Genomic DNA, 13,916 nt, shown 5'->3' on the forward strand with positions numbered 1-13,916 from the left:
GACGCGTTGTCGGGAATTGACCTGATTGCCATTGCACCGGCTGCGGGCAAATTCCGGGCAGAGCATCAATCGCTACCCTGAGGCATGGCGCCAAATGACGGGAAGCAGCGACAGGGCGTGAGCATGACCAAGGGCATCCTGGGAGATCGTGAAAAGGCGCTCGAGGATAATTACTTCCGGCAAGAGGAAGCGAAACTTGTCGAGAAGCTGCGCCAGAACGCCAGGCTCGACGAGATCGCGGCCGCGCTGCGCGACAAATTGCAGGTCGATGACCCCGAGCTGCTGATGCGTACGCGGCAACTCGGAGTGACCGTTGAGACCGCACCTGCCTTCTTCCTGGCCCCACTCGTCCAGGTCGCCTGGGCAGGCGGTTCGGTCACGAGTTCCGAACGTGAAACTGTGCTTGGCCTTGCGCGCGGTCGTGAGATCGACCCCGCCTCGCCTGCCTATGCGCAGCTTGTCAGCTGGCTCGAAAGCAAGCCTTCGGATGAGCTTTTCGACACCGCACTGGAAGTGTTGAGGAGCGGCTTTTCAGTGCTTCCGCCCGACGAGCGAAGGGCGCGCGTAACCACGCTGGTCGACGCCTGCCATAAGGTGGCCGAAGCAGCAGGAAGCCACGTCGCTACGCTCCTTGGAATGCGCCAAGACGTTACGCGGGCGGAAGAGTCGGTCGTCGAGACAATCAACAACAAGCTGCGGATCGGGACAGGAGAATCGGCTTCGGACTAATCTGCAGCTAGCCCCGCGGCCCGGAAAATCCGCACTGCTTCCGCAATCTGCTCATCCGTGGGCGGCTTGGTATCGGCGAGGGAGTATTCGAGGCCCAGCCGGTCCCATTTATACTGGCCAAGCTGGTGGAACGGCAGGATTTCCGCACGCTGGACGACGCCAAGGGAGGCTCCAAACTTCGCGACTGCCGCCATCTCTTCCGGAATGTCGGTCAGTCCCGGAACCAGGACGTAGCGAAGCCACATTGGGCGTTTGAGCCGCGCCAGGCGATCGCAGAAGGCGAGGATATCGTCGTTATGCATCCCGGTGACCCGCCGGTGCTGGTCCCGGTCGATCGCCTTCATGTCGAGAATGACGAGGTCGATGGTCTTGAGCTCGTCGTCCGAAAGCCGCTCGCCGAAATAGCCATTGGTCTCGATGGCGGTGTGGACACCCATGTCCTGTACCGCAGCAAACAGCCGCACCGCAAAGCGATCCTGCATCAGCGGCTCGCCGCCCGACAGTGTGAACCCGCCACGGATCGCCCTCAAACCGTTGGCGTATTTGCGCACCTCCTCGATCGCCTGCTCCAGGGTCACGGGGATTCCGTTGGTCAGGGTCCAGGTGTCCGGGTTGTGGCAATACTTGCAGCGAAACATGCAAGCCGTGGTCCAGGCGACGAGACGAATTCCAGGCCCGTCGACCGCCGAACCGGTGGTGAAGCTGTGCAGGAATCCCATGTCACCGGTCTTGAGCGCCGAGCGGACATCCGTGTCTGGCAGGCCTTCGCCAAGGCTGACGCGCATCTCAAAAGGCGAGCTGGCCTCCAGCGGAGTGGGCGGCGGATTTGATTCCACGCCGACTCACTCCCCGTGGAATGTGCGGTTGATCACGTCCATCTGCTGCTCGCGGGTCAGGCGGACGAAGTTGACGGCATAGCCGGAGACCCGGATCGTCAGGGTCGGATATTTCTCCGGGTGGTCCATCGCGTCGACCAGGGTGTCGCGATTGAGCACATTCACGTTCATGTGAAAGCCAGTGACTGAGAAGAAGCGGTCCAGGATCGAAGTGAGGTTTGTGATCCGGTCCTTTTCGGTACGGCCGAGCCCGGTCGGCACCAGACTCGTCGTAAGCGAAATTCCGTCCTGGGCGTCGCGATACGGGATTTTCGCCACGGAGGCGGCCGAAGCCTGGATTCCGTGGCTATCGCGCCCGTGCATGGGGTTTGCGCCGGGGGCAAACGGCTCGCCCTTGCGCCTTCCGTCAGGCGTGTTCCCGGTGGCCTTGCCGTAGACGACGTTGGACGTGATCGTCAGCACCGACTGCGTGTGGAGGGCGTTGCGGTACGTCTCGTGCCCGCGAAGCTTCCCCATGAACGTGCTGACCAGCCAGGCGGCCATATAATCGACGCGGTTGTCGTTGTTCCCGAACTTGGGAAAGTCGCCCTCGACTTCATAGTCGACGACGAGACCGCTGCTGTCCCGGATGACTTTGACCTTCGCATATTTGATCGCGGACAGGCTGTCGGCGACGACGGACATGCCCGCGATCCCGAACGCCATCGTCCGGATCGGCGAGTAATCGTGGAGCGCCATTTCGACCCGCTCGTAGGCATATTTGTCGTGCATGTAGTGGATGACGTTCATGGCGCTGACGTAGATCTCCGCCAGCCAGCCCATCATTTTCTCGAACCGGTCGAGGACGTCGTCGAAATCCAGATAATCGCCTTCAACCGGCGCGGTCGGCGGTCCGACTTGATCCCCGCTGATCTCGTCCCGCCCTCCGTTGATTGCGTAGAGCAGGCATTTTGCGAGGTTCGCGCGGGCGCCGAAGAACTGCATTTGCTTGCCCATCAGCATCGGCGAAACGCAGCAGGCGATGGCGCCGTCGTCGCCCCAGGCCATCCGCATGATCTCGTCGCTCTCGAACTGGATCGAGCTCGTGTCGATCGCGACCTTGGCCGTGAACCGGCGGAAGTTCTCGGGAAGCTGCGAGGAATACCAGATCGTCAGGTTAGGCTCGGGCGCAGGGCCGAGATTGTAGAGCGTCTGGAGGAAGCGGAAGCTCGTCTTCGTGACGAGGGGGCGGCCGTCATCCCCCATTCCCGCGATGGACTCCGTGACCCAGGTGGGATCTCCGGCGAATAGCTCGTCATATTCGGGCGTTCGAAGGAAGCGGATGATCCGCAGCTTCATCACGAAATCGTCGATGATCTCCTGGGCTTCGCTTTCGGTGATCAGGCGCGAAGCGAGATCCCGTTCGAAGAAGATGTCGAGGAATGTCGACACTCGTCCGAGCGACATCGCCGCTCCGTTCTGCTCCTTCACCCCGGCGAGATAGCCGAAATAGAGCCACTGAACGGCTTCCTTCGCGCTTGTGGCCGGCTTCGAAATGTCAAAGTCGTATTTGGCCGCCATTTCCTTCAGTTCGCCAAGTGCGCGAATCTGTTCGGAAAGCTCCTCGCGGTCGCGGATCGTCTCGTCCGTCGACCACACCTGGTCGAGCTGGCTTTTCTCGGTCTTTTTCTCCTCGATCAGGCGGTCGACGCCATAGAGGGCAACGCGGCGATAATCGCCGATGATCCGCCCCCGCCCGTAGGCATCGGGGAGACCGGTCAGTATGTGTGATTTGCGGCAGCGTCGGACGTCCGCGGTGTAGGCATCGAAGACGCCCGCGTTGTGGGTTTTCCTGTATTTGGTGAAAATCTCCACGACCTGGGGATCGGGCGTGTAGCCGAACGCCTCGAGCGCGTTGGTGACCATCCTCAGGCCGCCATTGGGCATGATCGCGCGCTTCAGGGGGGCGTCCGTCTGGAGCCCGACGATCACCTCGTTGTCGCGGTCGATATAGCCGGCGTCGTGAGCCGTGATCGAGCTTGGGATTTGCGAGACGTCGAGAACGCCCTTCTTGCGCTCCTCGACGAAAAGGTCGGTCAATTTCTTCCAGATAGCTCGGGTGCGGGGAGTCGCAGTCGTGAGGAAGGAGCCGTCGCCGAAATAAGGCGTGAAGTTCGTCTGGATGAAATTGCGGACATCGATGTCCTTCGTCCACAGTCCGCTTTGGAAGGATGGGCGTTCCTGGGTCCCGCGCTTGTGTTCTGGCTCCATGATCAGGGTCGGCATCGAGTCCTCCATTCATTCGGCGGGGAGTGCGGAAGCTGCCTTCGCTGTCCGTGCGCGCGGCCCGGTTTCGCGAAGCAGCAGGGTCAGGGCGATTGCGAGGACCACGCCATAGAGAAGCGGCTGGAACGCCTCCTGATAATGACCGAGCTGCCGGTCCCCGCCTGCGCTCGCCCCAATCAGCGCGCCGGCGAAAATCGGGCCGAGGACGGCCGTCATCGAGAAGTTGAGAAAGTTGACCACTCCGGTCGCCGTGCCGCTGTGCTCCGGCCGGTTGGCTTCCTTGATGATCGTGTACGGGATCATCGCCGCACCGGAAGCGATCCCGGCGACAAGGGCGAGGCTGAACGGCGGGAATATGCCAACCGGCGCGAACAGGATCAGCGCCAGCGTTCCAAGAAGGACTAGCCCGGCGCCGACGATCACGGGCTTGCGGCGACCGATCCGGTCGGTGATCCAACCCAGGAGCGGGCAACCGATGATCCACCCGAAGGGGACGGCGGCAGATCGCAGGACCGCGACCGAATAAGGCAGATCATGCGCTTCCTGCAGGTACCGAACGCCCCAGACCATGTCGAAGATGGTCGTCGGTATGAAGAACAGCCCGGCGATCAGGCCGCACAGCAGCGACTGGGGATTCGCGAACACCGTCCCCATCGCCGACAGCGCCGGGCCGAGACCCCTTCGCTGGCGGGACGCACCTTCCTGGACCTCTCGTTTCGGGATGAGCAGAAGCAGCAGGAGTGCGATGGGGATGCCGACGACGCCGGCGATGAACCAGAACTTGTCCCACGCTATTCCGGAAGCGATCAGCGGGCCGACGACGAACTGGCCGGCGGAGCCGCCTGCCATTCCGAACATCTGCGTGACGCCGACAAGCGTCGCGGCGCTCGACACGGGCATGAAGGCCGTTACCAGGTAAACGGCCCCGATCAGCGCGAACACGCCGCCGGCACCCTGCATGAACCTGCCAATGCTTCCGAGCGTCGGATCGCCGGTTGAAAACAGCATTGCGCCAATCGCCACGCTGGCGGCCCCGAGGGGAACGACCTTGCGGGGCCCGAGCTGGTCCATCGCGACGCCCGCAACCAGGCTGAAGGGTGCGTAGCCGTAATAGAAAAGGCCGACGAGAGAGGCGATGCCGACGGCGCTCATCCCGAAGGCGGCCGTGAGCTCCGGAACCATGACGGCGGGCGCCGAGCGCATCGAATATTGGTAGAAATAGAAGACTGCGGTCAGGAGCCAGGCGGCGGTGATTGCCGCCGTCGCTCCCGACCGCGTGACCGGCCCGGACATCGGATTCAGCAGAGCGTCAGGGACACGGCGAGGCCGCCTTCCGACGTCTCCTTATACTTCGAATTCATCTCCTTGGCGGTGATGGCCAAGGCCTGCACGGTCGAATCGAAATCCACGCGCCGGTTGGCGGGAATCTCGTTCTTGGCGATCAGATAGCCGGTCCAGGATTTGACCGCCCCGAATGCGCAACGCTCGATGCACGGTATCTGCACGTACCCGGCGACCGGATCGCAGGTCATTCCCAGATGGTGCTCAAGCGCGCCTTCCGCGGCGTTGGCGATGACCTGCGGCGGCGCATCCAGCGCTTGTCCGATCATCGCCGCTCCCATTGCCGAGGCGACTCCGATTTCCGCCTGGCAGCCACCCTCCGCAGCTGCCAGGGTCGCGTGGTGCTTGCACAGATAGCCGACGACCGATGCGGCCAGCAGCCCCTCGCGAAGCTTCTGGTCAGGGACTTTTGCGCCGGCTTGATCGAGTGAATAGAGAACCGCAGGCATGACCCCTGCGGATCCGCCGGTGGGCGCGGTTATCACCAAGTGGCCGCGAGCATTTTCTTCGGACCCTGCAAGTGCGGCGGCCGACACCATTCCAATGGCTTTGCGGGCAGGTATCGCCTCGGCCTGAGCGCTTCTGAAGACGTCCCCGGCCTTCGTCTTGAGCTTGATTGGCCCGGGCAAAGTGGACGTCGGGGCGGCGAGACCCGTCTTCACTGTTGCACGCATCGCGCCAATAATCTTGTCCAGAAAGGCGTTGATCTCGGCTTCGCTGCGCCCGGAAATCGACGTCTCGTTCGCCATTGCGAGCTGGGCGATCGAGATATTGTCACGCTTGGTATAGTCGATGACCTGAGCCATCGTTTCGTAGGGATATTTCGGAGCGTGCTTCTCGGGCGGTGCATAACCCTTCCACTCGATGAATCCGCCTCCGACCGAATAATATTCCTGTTCCAGCAAGACCTTGTCGCCGGCCATCAACTTGACCGTCATCGTGTTGGCGTGCGGGAAATCGCCCTTGGTCGCGTCATAGATGATGTCCTTGAGCGACGCGTTGATGGTCTTGGTTCCGAGCTTGACCGGGTAAACCTTGTCCGGCTCGGCCTGCATCTTGTCGAGAACGGCAACCGGGTCGATCGTCGCGGGCTCATGACCGATCAGCCCCGCAAGGGCCGCCCGTTCCGTGCCATGGCCTTTGCCGGTCGCGCTTAGGCTGCCGTAGAGATGGACTTTGAGTGCCGTCGCCTGGTCGAGCTCCGCCTGCGGCAGTTTGATCGCCCGCTGGTAAAAGTCGTAGGTGATCCGCATCGGGCCGATCGTGTGCGACGAGGACGGTCCGGGACCGACCTTGTAGAATTCGTCGACCAGGGTCATCACCGGCCCCTTCGACTGCTTCACCACATTCAGGTTCGGGTCGAGCTTGACCGGCTGCGCATTGGCCGGAGTCTGCGCGAACAGCGGATTGATCGTGCCGCCAACCGCGATGATGGCCGTGGCCATGGCGCTGCGCACCATGAACGCCCGGCGGTCAGAGCCGGTCGGGGGTTCGGAATAGTCGAGCTCCGGAATCACCGGCGCGGTGGGATTGCGAGTCTCGCTGTCCATCTTACTCTCCCGTGCACGGAGAAGAGACTTCGGGCAGTGCTCCCCACTGCTCCGACGCTCGCTCTCGTCGATGTTTGAAGGATAGGCGCAGGCTTGCGGCGGCCTATCGGGAGTTACCCCCAAGACGCGTCGATCCAATTGCTGAGGACTTTTTGGTCAAGGCTCTCCCACCGGCCGGATTTCGGCCGCGCGTCAGGGCATATCCGGATTAACGGCTACCAACTGCCGCCTATGCTTCGGGCTTTCCGATCCAAGCGGGAGGTCGCCGATGTCGGTGCTCGAGGTCGAGCGTCCAATCGCTCGCAACACTCATGACAGGTTTCATAGCCTTATTGCGAAGGCCGCCAAGCACGAGCCGATAAAGGTGGCCGTTGCCCACCCTTGCGACCAGGTGTCGCTGGAAAGTGCGGCCGCGGCGGCCAAGATGAAGCTGATCCAGCCGATCCTGGTCGGGCCGGAGGAGCGGATTCGCGCCGTTGCCTCGGACCACAAGATCGACATCAGCGGTTTCGAGATCGTCGATGCGAAGTTCAGCGAGGATTCGGCGAGCAAGGCCGTCGAGCTCGTTCGCGAGGGCCGCGCCGAAGCGCTGATGAAAGGCAGCCTTCATACCGACGAGCTGATGGGCGCTGTGGTCAAGCGCGACACCGGACTGCGCACGGCGAGGCGGATCAGCCATTGTTTCGTGATGGATGTGCCGGGCCATGACCAGCCGCTGATCATCACAGACGCCGCGGTGAACATTGCGCCCGACCTCAAGGCCAAGGTCGATATCACCCAGAATGCGATCGACCTGGCCCACGCGCTGGGCTCGAAGGAGGTGCGGGTCGCGATCCTGAGCGCGATGGAAAGCGTCAATCCGGACGTTCCGTCGACGCTGGAGGCGGCGGCGCTGTGCAAGATGGCCGATCGCGGCCAGATCACCGGTGCACTGCTGGATGGCCCGCTGGCGCTGGACAATGCGATCAGCACTGAGGCCGCGGCAATCAAGAAGATTGCGTCGCCGGTGGCGGGCCGGGCCAATGTCCTCGTGGTCCCGGACCTCGAAGCCGGCAACATGCTGGCAAAAAGCCTGTCCTTTCTCGCCGACGCCGATTCCGCCGGGATCGTCCTTGGCGCGAAGGTGCCGATCATCCTGACCAGCCGCGCCGACAGCGAAACGGCTCGCCTCGCATCATGCGCAGTCGCCCAGCTGGTCGCAGCCTCGCGCCGGGCTTCCGCGTCGGCAGCCATCCAGTAGGTCGCCGACGTGGCCGAATGCATCGCAGTCGTGAATGCCGGTTCGTCGAGCATCAAGTTCGCGCTGTTCGACGACGGACCCGACCTTCCGCAGCTGTTCGCCGGGCAGCTTGAACAGATTGGCGTCGCTCCTCGGTTGACCGTCACCGATCCGGCGGGCGAACGGGTTCTGGAAAACGAGTGGGATCCGAAGGAAATCGATCACCGCGCCGGCGCGTCAATCATTCTCAAGACGGCGATCGGGCTGCTCGGCGGAAAGCCGATCGCGGGCGTCGGTCACAGAGTCGTACATGGCGGGACGAGTTTCACAGCACCGGTAATCGTGACCAACGAGGTAATTGCGTCACTGAAAGGTCTTTGCCCCCTCGCCCCACTGCACCAGCCGCACAATCTGGTCGCCATGGAAGCAATCCGAACCGCAGCGCCGCACATCGAGCAGGTCGCCTGTTTCGACACGGCTTTCCATCAAGCGCAGCCCCCCATTGCGCAAGCCTTTGCGTTGCCGCGGGAACTCAGCGACTCCGGAGTGAAGAGATACGGCTTCCACGGCCTGTCGTATGAGTTCGTAAGCGGCCGGCTTCGCGAGCTCGACCCGGACATGGCCGACAAGCGGATCATCGTCGCGCATCTCGGTAACGGCGCCAGTCTTTGCGCCATCCATCACGGGCGTAGCGTTGCGAGCACCATGGGCTTCACCGCGCTCGACGGACTGGTCATGGGAACGCGTTGCGGGGCGATCGATCCCGGCGTGCTCATTTACCTGATGGACGAGCGCGGCATGGACGCCCGAAAGCTCGAAGCTTTGCTGTACAAGCAATCGGGGCTTCTCGGCGTTTCCGGCATTTCATCGGACATGCGCACCCTTCGCGCTTCGGAAGAGCCGGAGGCGCGCGAGGCGATCGACCTCTTCGTCTATCGGATAACCCGGGAGATCGGATCGCTCGCGGCCGCTCTTGGCGGCCTTGACGGGCTGGTGTTCACCGGCGGCATCGGTCAGCGCGACGTGAAAACGCGAAGCGAGGTCGTTGGCGGGTGTACCTGGCTCGGCGCGGCGCTGGACGAGGCGTCAAACGGCAAAGGGGAAATGCGGATCGAGGCCTCGGGGTCCCGCCTGCCGATCTGGGTGCTCCCGACGGACGAAGAGCGAGTCATCGCCCGAAGCACAGCGGCGCTCGTTGCCGCTTGAAGAAGTGCCAATTCAATTGAGTGCGGAGGGGACTCCGCGAGGGCGGCCATCTCCGGCGAAGGGCTGCGCGGTGTGACTTGCCCGGCAAGTGTCCTGCTCGAGATAGCTCTTCAGCCATTCGAGCTGTCCTTCCAGCTCGGTCCGCAAAGTGGCCGGCATCCGTTGAAGGAGGAGCGCTTCGGAAGTCTCGCGAATCGCGAGCCGGACGGTTTCCTTGAAGGCGGGCCCGTTGACCTCCCAGAATTTCTTTCGATCGGTATCGATCTGATCCAGCATCCGCAGTCCGACCTCCAATTCCTCGATCGTAAGGGGGGCGGCATCGCTCTCAGCTGCAGGTTCGAGGACGTGGACCGGATTCGGTCGAGATGCCCCTGGACGCCTTTGGGCCGGCTGTCGGTGCGAGTGCGATCGCTTGCTGAAGTGTGATGGGTTGGCCGTAATTCCGTCGGCCTACGGGTGGCCTGCCAGCCGGTCCATCGGGGATTACCCGATACCTTTGGATCATCGTCACCGGATAGGTCGAAGCGTGTGCAGATGGACGAAAATGCCCATGCCCGACGACACGAACAAGCATCGCTCCGCAAGCGACGAGGAGATTGAGCGAGAGATCAGCCAGGCGCGCTCGTTCACGCCGACGGAAGCGATAGCCAGGATGGCAGGCCCCGGCGCAATGAAGGGAGCTTCGCCTGTCTCCCCTGTTCTGCAAGCGGAGACGGAGATCGGAACCTGGCTCAGGAGCAACCTCCCCGATCCCGACGGCGCATTGCAGGCTTCGTTGCATCGCCGCCTGAGGGGAAGCGAAGAGCTGCTCGCCCATCTCGACGCACCTCTCGAAGCATTGGCAGAGCACTGCGAGCGGACATTGTCTTCCGATTACGTCCTGGCCGAGCTCGTGCGCGAAGCCGATGTCGAATGGGGCCGAAGGATGGGCGAACCGCCCCACTTCGCGAGGACTGGCGGCACCGACCCGGGCGATCCCTACACGATCGAGACCGTCCGCGGCGCATTGTCAAAAATGATGACGGAACTCGCCGAGAGCGCAGGGCGATAGGCTTCGTGGAGCCACTGTTCGTCGTCCTTCACAGTCCGCCCGACACCGGGAAGGTGAAGGTCATCGGCATCTATTCCTCCGAACCAAGGGCGCAGGAAGCCGCGCAGAGAGCGCAGGCTTTGCCCGGCTTCGTCGAGGATCCGGACAGCTTCACGGTCCATCGATACGAAATTGACGAAGACCATTGGCCGCGGGGCTTCGTCCGCCTGTGAACCTTTCGATAGCACCCAGGCCGATTTGAAGGTCCGCGGCTTCCCTGCTAGCCGCATCGGCCATGGTCCCTCGCTATTCCCGCCCCGAAATGACCGCGATCTGGTCGCCCGAGAACCGCTATCGCATCTGGTGGCAGATCGAGGTCTTCGCCGCGGAGGCGATGGGCAGGATCGGGATGATCCCCGCCGAGGACGCCAAGACGATCCGCGCTGCGTACGACAGCAACGCCCTGGGCGACATCGACGTCCCGGCAATCGACGCGATCGAAGCGGTCACGAAACATGACGTCATCGCCTTCCTGACCTGGGCCGGCGAGAAGCTGGGCACGGAGAAGCGTTGGCTCCATCAGGGAATGACCAGCTCCGATGTGCTCGATACAGCTCTCGCGGTTCAGTTGAAGCAGGCCGCTGACATCCTTCTCGCCGACCTCGGCCAGCTGCTTGAGGTGCTGAAGCGGCGGGCGTTCGAGCACAAGCTGACCCCGACGATCGGCCGAAGCCACGGAATCCACGCCGAGCCCGTCACCTTCGGGCTGAAGCTCGCGCAGGCTTATGCCGAGTTCGACCGCAATCGCGACCGCCTTGCAGCGGCTCGCGAGGACATCGCCACCTGCGCAATCTCCGGCGCGGTGGGCACGTTTGCCAACATCGACCCGCGCGTCGAGGAGCATGTCGCCGGGGAACTGGGGCTGAAGCCCGAGCCCGTCTCGACCCAGGTGATCCCGCGCGACCGCCACGCGATGTTCTTCGCGACTCTCGGCGTCATCGCCTCATCGATGGAGCGGCTGGCGACGGAAATCCGTCACCTGCAGCGCACCGAAGTGCTGGAGGCGGAGGAGTTTTTCTCGCCCGGCCAAAAGGGCAGCTCGGCGATGCCGCACAAGCGCAACCCGGTCCTCAGCGAGAACCTCACGGGACTCGCGCGGATGGTGCGCTCCTACGCGATTCCGGCGATGGAGAATGTCGCTCTCTGGCATGAGCGCGACATCTCGCATTCGTCGGTCGAGCGCTTCATCGGCCCGGACGCGACGATCACGCTCGATTTCGCGCTCGCCCGCCTGACCGGACTGGTGGACAAGCTGCTCGTCTACCCCGAGCGGATGATGAAGAATCTCGACCGCATGGGCGGCCTCGTCCACTCGCAGCGCGTGCTTCTCGCGCTGACCCAGGCAGGCCTCAGCCGCGAGGACAGCTACTCCCTGGTACAGCGCAATGCGATGAAGGTTTGGGAAAGCGACGGACAGCTGTCGCTCCTGGACCTACTGAAGGCCGATCCGGAGGTGACGTCGCGGCTCTCCGCCTCGGAACTCGAAGCGCTCTTCGACCTCGATTATCACCTGAAGAACGTGGACGCGATATTCGAGCGGGTGTTCGGTCGCGCCTAGTGCGCGTCCTTCGGGGGATTCTTCAGGCTGTTGTAGACCGTCTCCACGAAGCCATCCGGCTTGATGAAGCCGTCGGGCATTCCATAAGGCGCCGCCGGCTTCGAGGCCTGGATTTCAGCGAGGCTGCGACCGGCTTGTATGCCGGCGGCGACCTTGGTGCGGATGTCGACAAGCATTTCCCGATAGGCGGCCAGCTCAGCCCGAGTAGCGATCGGGCCATGGCCCGGCACGATGATCGTTGTCGTCCCTGCCAGGTCGAGCCCTTTGTTCGCGGCGGCTATGGCGCCGTCGATCGACCCACCGGAATCGAGGTCGATGAAGGGAAAGCTGATCTTGTTGAAAAAGGCGTCGCCCATGTGCAGCACGTCGGCCTTGGTCCAGCGGATGAGCGAATCGCCATCAGTGTGGGCGTGGGCGACGTGGACGACCTTCAGGTCGTCCCCGTTCAGGTGGACTGTCACGCCGTCGGAATAAGTGATCACCGGCAGCGCCTCCTTGGGCGAAGCCGCGACCTTGTCTCCGCGGACGACCTGATCGCTCATCAGCCTTGTCCGCACATTGTCCTGAGCCAGTATGACCGCGCCCGCGCGACCGAGATTGGCGTTCCCGCCCGTGTGATCGCCATGCCAGTGGGTGTTGATCACGAAGCGCACCGGATCGGCATCGACGGTTTTTATCGCCGCAAGTATCCTGTCGGTCAGTGGAGCGAACTGGTCGTCGATGACGACATTGCCGTCCTCACCGTAGGACAGGCCAATGTTGCCGCCGGCGCCGAACAGGACAGCAACTCCGGGGGCGAGCTTCTCAACCTTGATCTCGACCTTGGAGAAGTCCTGCGCCGCAGCCGGAGCGGCGGTTAGAGCGGCAAACGAAACCAGAAATGCGAGGCGCATCGAAACCCTCCCGTTGGGAGCACGACTAGAAGATTTGGTGCGCTTGGAAAATCCCGCCGCGTCAGCCGCCGAGCATATCGCGAACGCGGCCGAAAAAGCCTTTCGCCGCCGGGCATTCATCGCCTGTCTCTGTTGAACGAAATTCCTCCAGCAATTTCTTTTGCTTGGAGCTCATTCTTGTCGGCGTTTCTACGATGATTCGAGCGACGAGGTCGCCTCGCCCGCGCCCGTTGAGGACGCTCATTCCGGCGCCGCGCTGGCGTAGCTGCTCGCCCGACTGGGCGCCGGCCGGCACCTTCATCTCCACCTTCGCGCCGTCGAGGCCCGGAAGCGTGATCGTCCCGCCGAGAGCGGCTGTTGTGAAGGTCACCGGACAATCGGCGATCAGCGTCGTGCCTTCGCGGGCGTAAACCGGGTGCCGCTTCATGTGCACGAAGATGTAGAGGTCGCCGTTGGGCGCATTGCGAACGCCCGCCTCGCCTTCGCCGGCAACCCGGATCCGGGTGCCCTCGTCGACTCCGGCGGGGATTTTTACGGTCAGCTTTCGCTTGTTGATCGTCCGCCCTTCGCCCTCGCAGGCACGGCAAGGGTCGGCGATGACCTCGCCGCTACCGCGGCAGGTCGGGCAGCCGCGCTCGACAACGAAGAATCCCTGCTGGGCGCGGACCTTGCCCATTCCTCCGCAGGTTCCACAGGTGCGCGCGCAATTTTCGGTCGCCGTACACCCGCGCCCGCCGCAGGTCTCGCAAGCCGAGAGCGCGTCGACCGTGACCGTCGCCTCCTTGCCGGCGAACGCTTCCTCCAAGCTGAGTTCCAGGTCGTAACGGAGATCGGCGCCGCGTGCCGGATTGACCCGTCCGCCGCCGTTTCGGTCCATGAACTCGCCGAAGATGGACGAGAAGATGTCCGAAAAGCCTTCGAAGCCGGCCGCCCCGAACGGGTCCTGGGCTCCTCCGGCTCCGTTCTGGAAGGCCGCCTTGCCGAAGCGGTCGTAGGCGGCGCGCTTCTGCGGGTCGCGAAGGCAGTCGTAAGCCTCGCTGATCGCCTTGAAGTGCGCTTCCTTTTCCGAACAACCGTTATGCTTGTCCGGATGGCACTCCTTGGCCATCTTGCGATAGGCGGCCTTGATCGTGTGCAGGTCCGCGCCGCGGGAAACGCCCAGCAGCTCGTAATAATCCTGCTCAGCCATCATCGTCCCCCGGCACGCCTACTAGGTGCCGGCGCGTGAG

General features: G+C 63.1%; 13 protein-coding genes. 6 read left to right on the forward strand and 7 right to left on the reverse strand.

Going from position 1 to position 13,916, the window contains the following annotated elements; genetic code table 11:
- The first annotated feature begins 123 nt into the window (after window positions 1–123).
- Window positions 124–729 (forward strand): hypothetical protein, encoded by a 606-nt coding sequence (locus LZ519_RS03405; protein WP_249867323.1) that lies wholly within the window; start codon window positions 124–126, stop codon window positions 727–729.
- On the opposite strand, the gene pflA is transcribed toward LZ519_RS03405, so the two are convergent.
- From pflA to LZ519_RS03425, 4 genes are read right to left on the reverse strand one after another with little or no spacing between them, the layout of a single operon-like run.
- Window positions 726–1,565 carry a pyruvate formate-lyase-activating protein gene (gene pflA, locus LZ519_RS03410; RefSeq protein ID WP_249867324.1) on the reverse strand — a complete coding sequence of 280 codons (840 nt, stop codon included), beginning with the start codon at window positions 1,563–1,565 and terminating at the stop codon, window positions 726–728. The genes LZ519_RS03405 and pflA overlap by 4 nt on opposite strands.
- A 6-nt stretch (window positions 1,566–1,571) precedes the next feature.
- Complete coding sequence (pflB, locus tag LZ519_RS03415; protein WP_431358080.1) at window positions 1,572–3,830, reverse strand: formate C-acetyltransferase; 2,259 nt, start codon at window positions 3,828–3,830, stop codon at window positions 1,572–1,574.
- Between the two features lie 12 nt (window positions 3,831–3,842).
- The gene (locus tag LZ519_RS03420; protein WP_249867325.1) at window positions 3,843–5,123 is read right to left on the reverse strand and encodes an MFS transporter; all 1,281 of its coding nucleotides are present in this window, start codon (window positions 5,121–5,123) and stop codon (window positions 3,843–3,845) included.
- Between the two features lie 5 nt (window positions 5,124–5,128).
- Entirely contained in the window at window positions 5,129–6,721 is a 1,593-nt protein-coding gene (locus LZ519_RS03425) for an L-serine ammonia-lyase (protein WP_249867326.1), read from the reverse strand.
- Between the two features lie 268 nt (window positions 6,722–6,989).
- Here LZ519_RS03425 and LZ519_RS03430 point away from each other — a divergent pair, with 268 nt between their 5' ends.
- Together LZ519_RS03430 and LZ519_RS03435 are read left to right on the forward strand one after the other, a co-directional pair.
- On the forward strand, window positions 6,990–7,961 hold the full coding sequence (locus LZ519_RS03430; protein ID WP_348539376.1) for a phosphate acetyltransferase: 972 nt from the start codon (window positions 6,990–6,992) through the stop codon (window positions 7,959–7,961).
- A gap of 9 nt (window positions 7,962–7,970) precedes the next feature.
- The gene (locus LZ519_RS03435) at window positions 7,971–9,146 is read left to right on the forward strand and encodes an acetate/propionate family kinase (protein WP_249867327.1); all 1,176 of its coding nucleotides are present in this window, start codon (window positions 7,971–7,973) and stop codon (window positions 9,144–9,146) included.
- A gap of 12 nt (window positions 9,147–9,158) precedes the next feature.
- Here LZ519_RS03435 and LZ519_RS03440 read toward each other — a convergent pair whose 3' ends face one another.
- Entirely contained in the window at window positions 9,159–9,422 is a 264-nt protein-coding gene (locus LZ519_RS03440) for a hypothetical protein (protein WP_249867328.1), read from the reverse strand.
- Window positions 9,423–9,696: 274 nt separating this feature from the next.
- Between LZ519_RS03440 and LZ519_RS03445 the strand changes: the two genes are divergently transcribed.
- The 3 genes from LZ519_RS03445 to purB all read left to right on the forward strand — a co-directional run bounded on the left by LZ519_RS03445 (window position 9,697) and on the right by purB (window position 11,794).
- The gene (locus LZ519_RS03445) at window positions 9,697–10,197 is read left to right on the forward strand and encodes a hypothetical protein (RefSeq protein WP_249867329.1); all 501 of its coding nucleotides are present in this window, start codon (window positions 9,697–9,699) and stop codon (window positions 10,195–10,197) included.
- A 5-nt stretch (window positions 10,198–10,202) separates the two neighbouring features.
- On the forward strand, window positions 10,203–10,409 hold the full coding sequence (locus LZ519_RS03450; RefSeq protein ID WP_249867330.1) for a DUF7336 domain-containing protein: 207 nt from the start codon (window positions 10,203–10,205) through the stop codon (window positions 10,407–10,409).
- Between the two features lie 62 nt (window positions 10,410–10,471).
- Window positions 10,472–11,794 carry an adenylosuccinate lyase gene (purB, locus tag LZ519_RS03455; protein WP_249867331.1) on the forward strand — a complete coding sequence of 441 codons (1,323 nt, stop codon included), beginning with the start codon at window positions 10,472–10,474 and terminating at the stop codon, window positions 11,792–11,794.
- Here purB and LZ519_RS03460 read toward each other — a convergent pair.
- Both LZ519_RS03460 and dnaJ read right to left on the reverse strand, forming a co-directional pair.
- The gene (locus LZ519_RS03460; RefSeq protein ID WP_249867332.1) at window positions 11,791–12,687 is read right to left on the reverse strand and encodes an MBL fold metallo-hydrolase; all 897 of its coding nucleotides are present in this window, start codon (window positions 12,685–12,687) and stop codon (window positions 11,791–11,793) included. The genes purB and LZ519_RS03460 overlap by 4 nt on opposite strands.
- A gap of 61 nt (window positions 12,688–12,748) precedes the next feature.
- Window positions 12,749–13,879: a molecular chaperone DnaJ gene (gene dnaJ / locus LZ519_RS03465; RefSeq protein WP_249867333.1), complete on the reverse strand. Its 1,131-nt coding sequence runs from the start codon at window positions 13,877–13,879 to the stop codon at window positions 12,749–12,751.
- Window positions 13,880–13,916 lie beyond the last annotated feature (37 nt).

Origin of the sequence: Sphingomonas anseongensis (genome assembly GCF_023516495.1) — a bacterium.
Taxonomy (GTDB): Bacteria; Pseudomonadota; Alphaproteobacteria; order Sphingomonadales; family Sphingomonadaceae; genus Sphingomicrobium; species Sphingomicrobium anseongensis.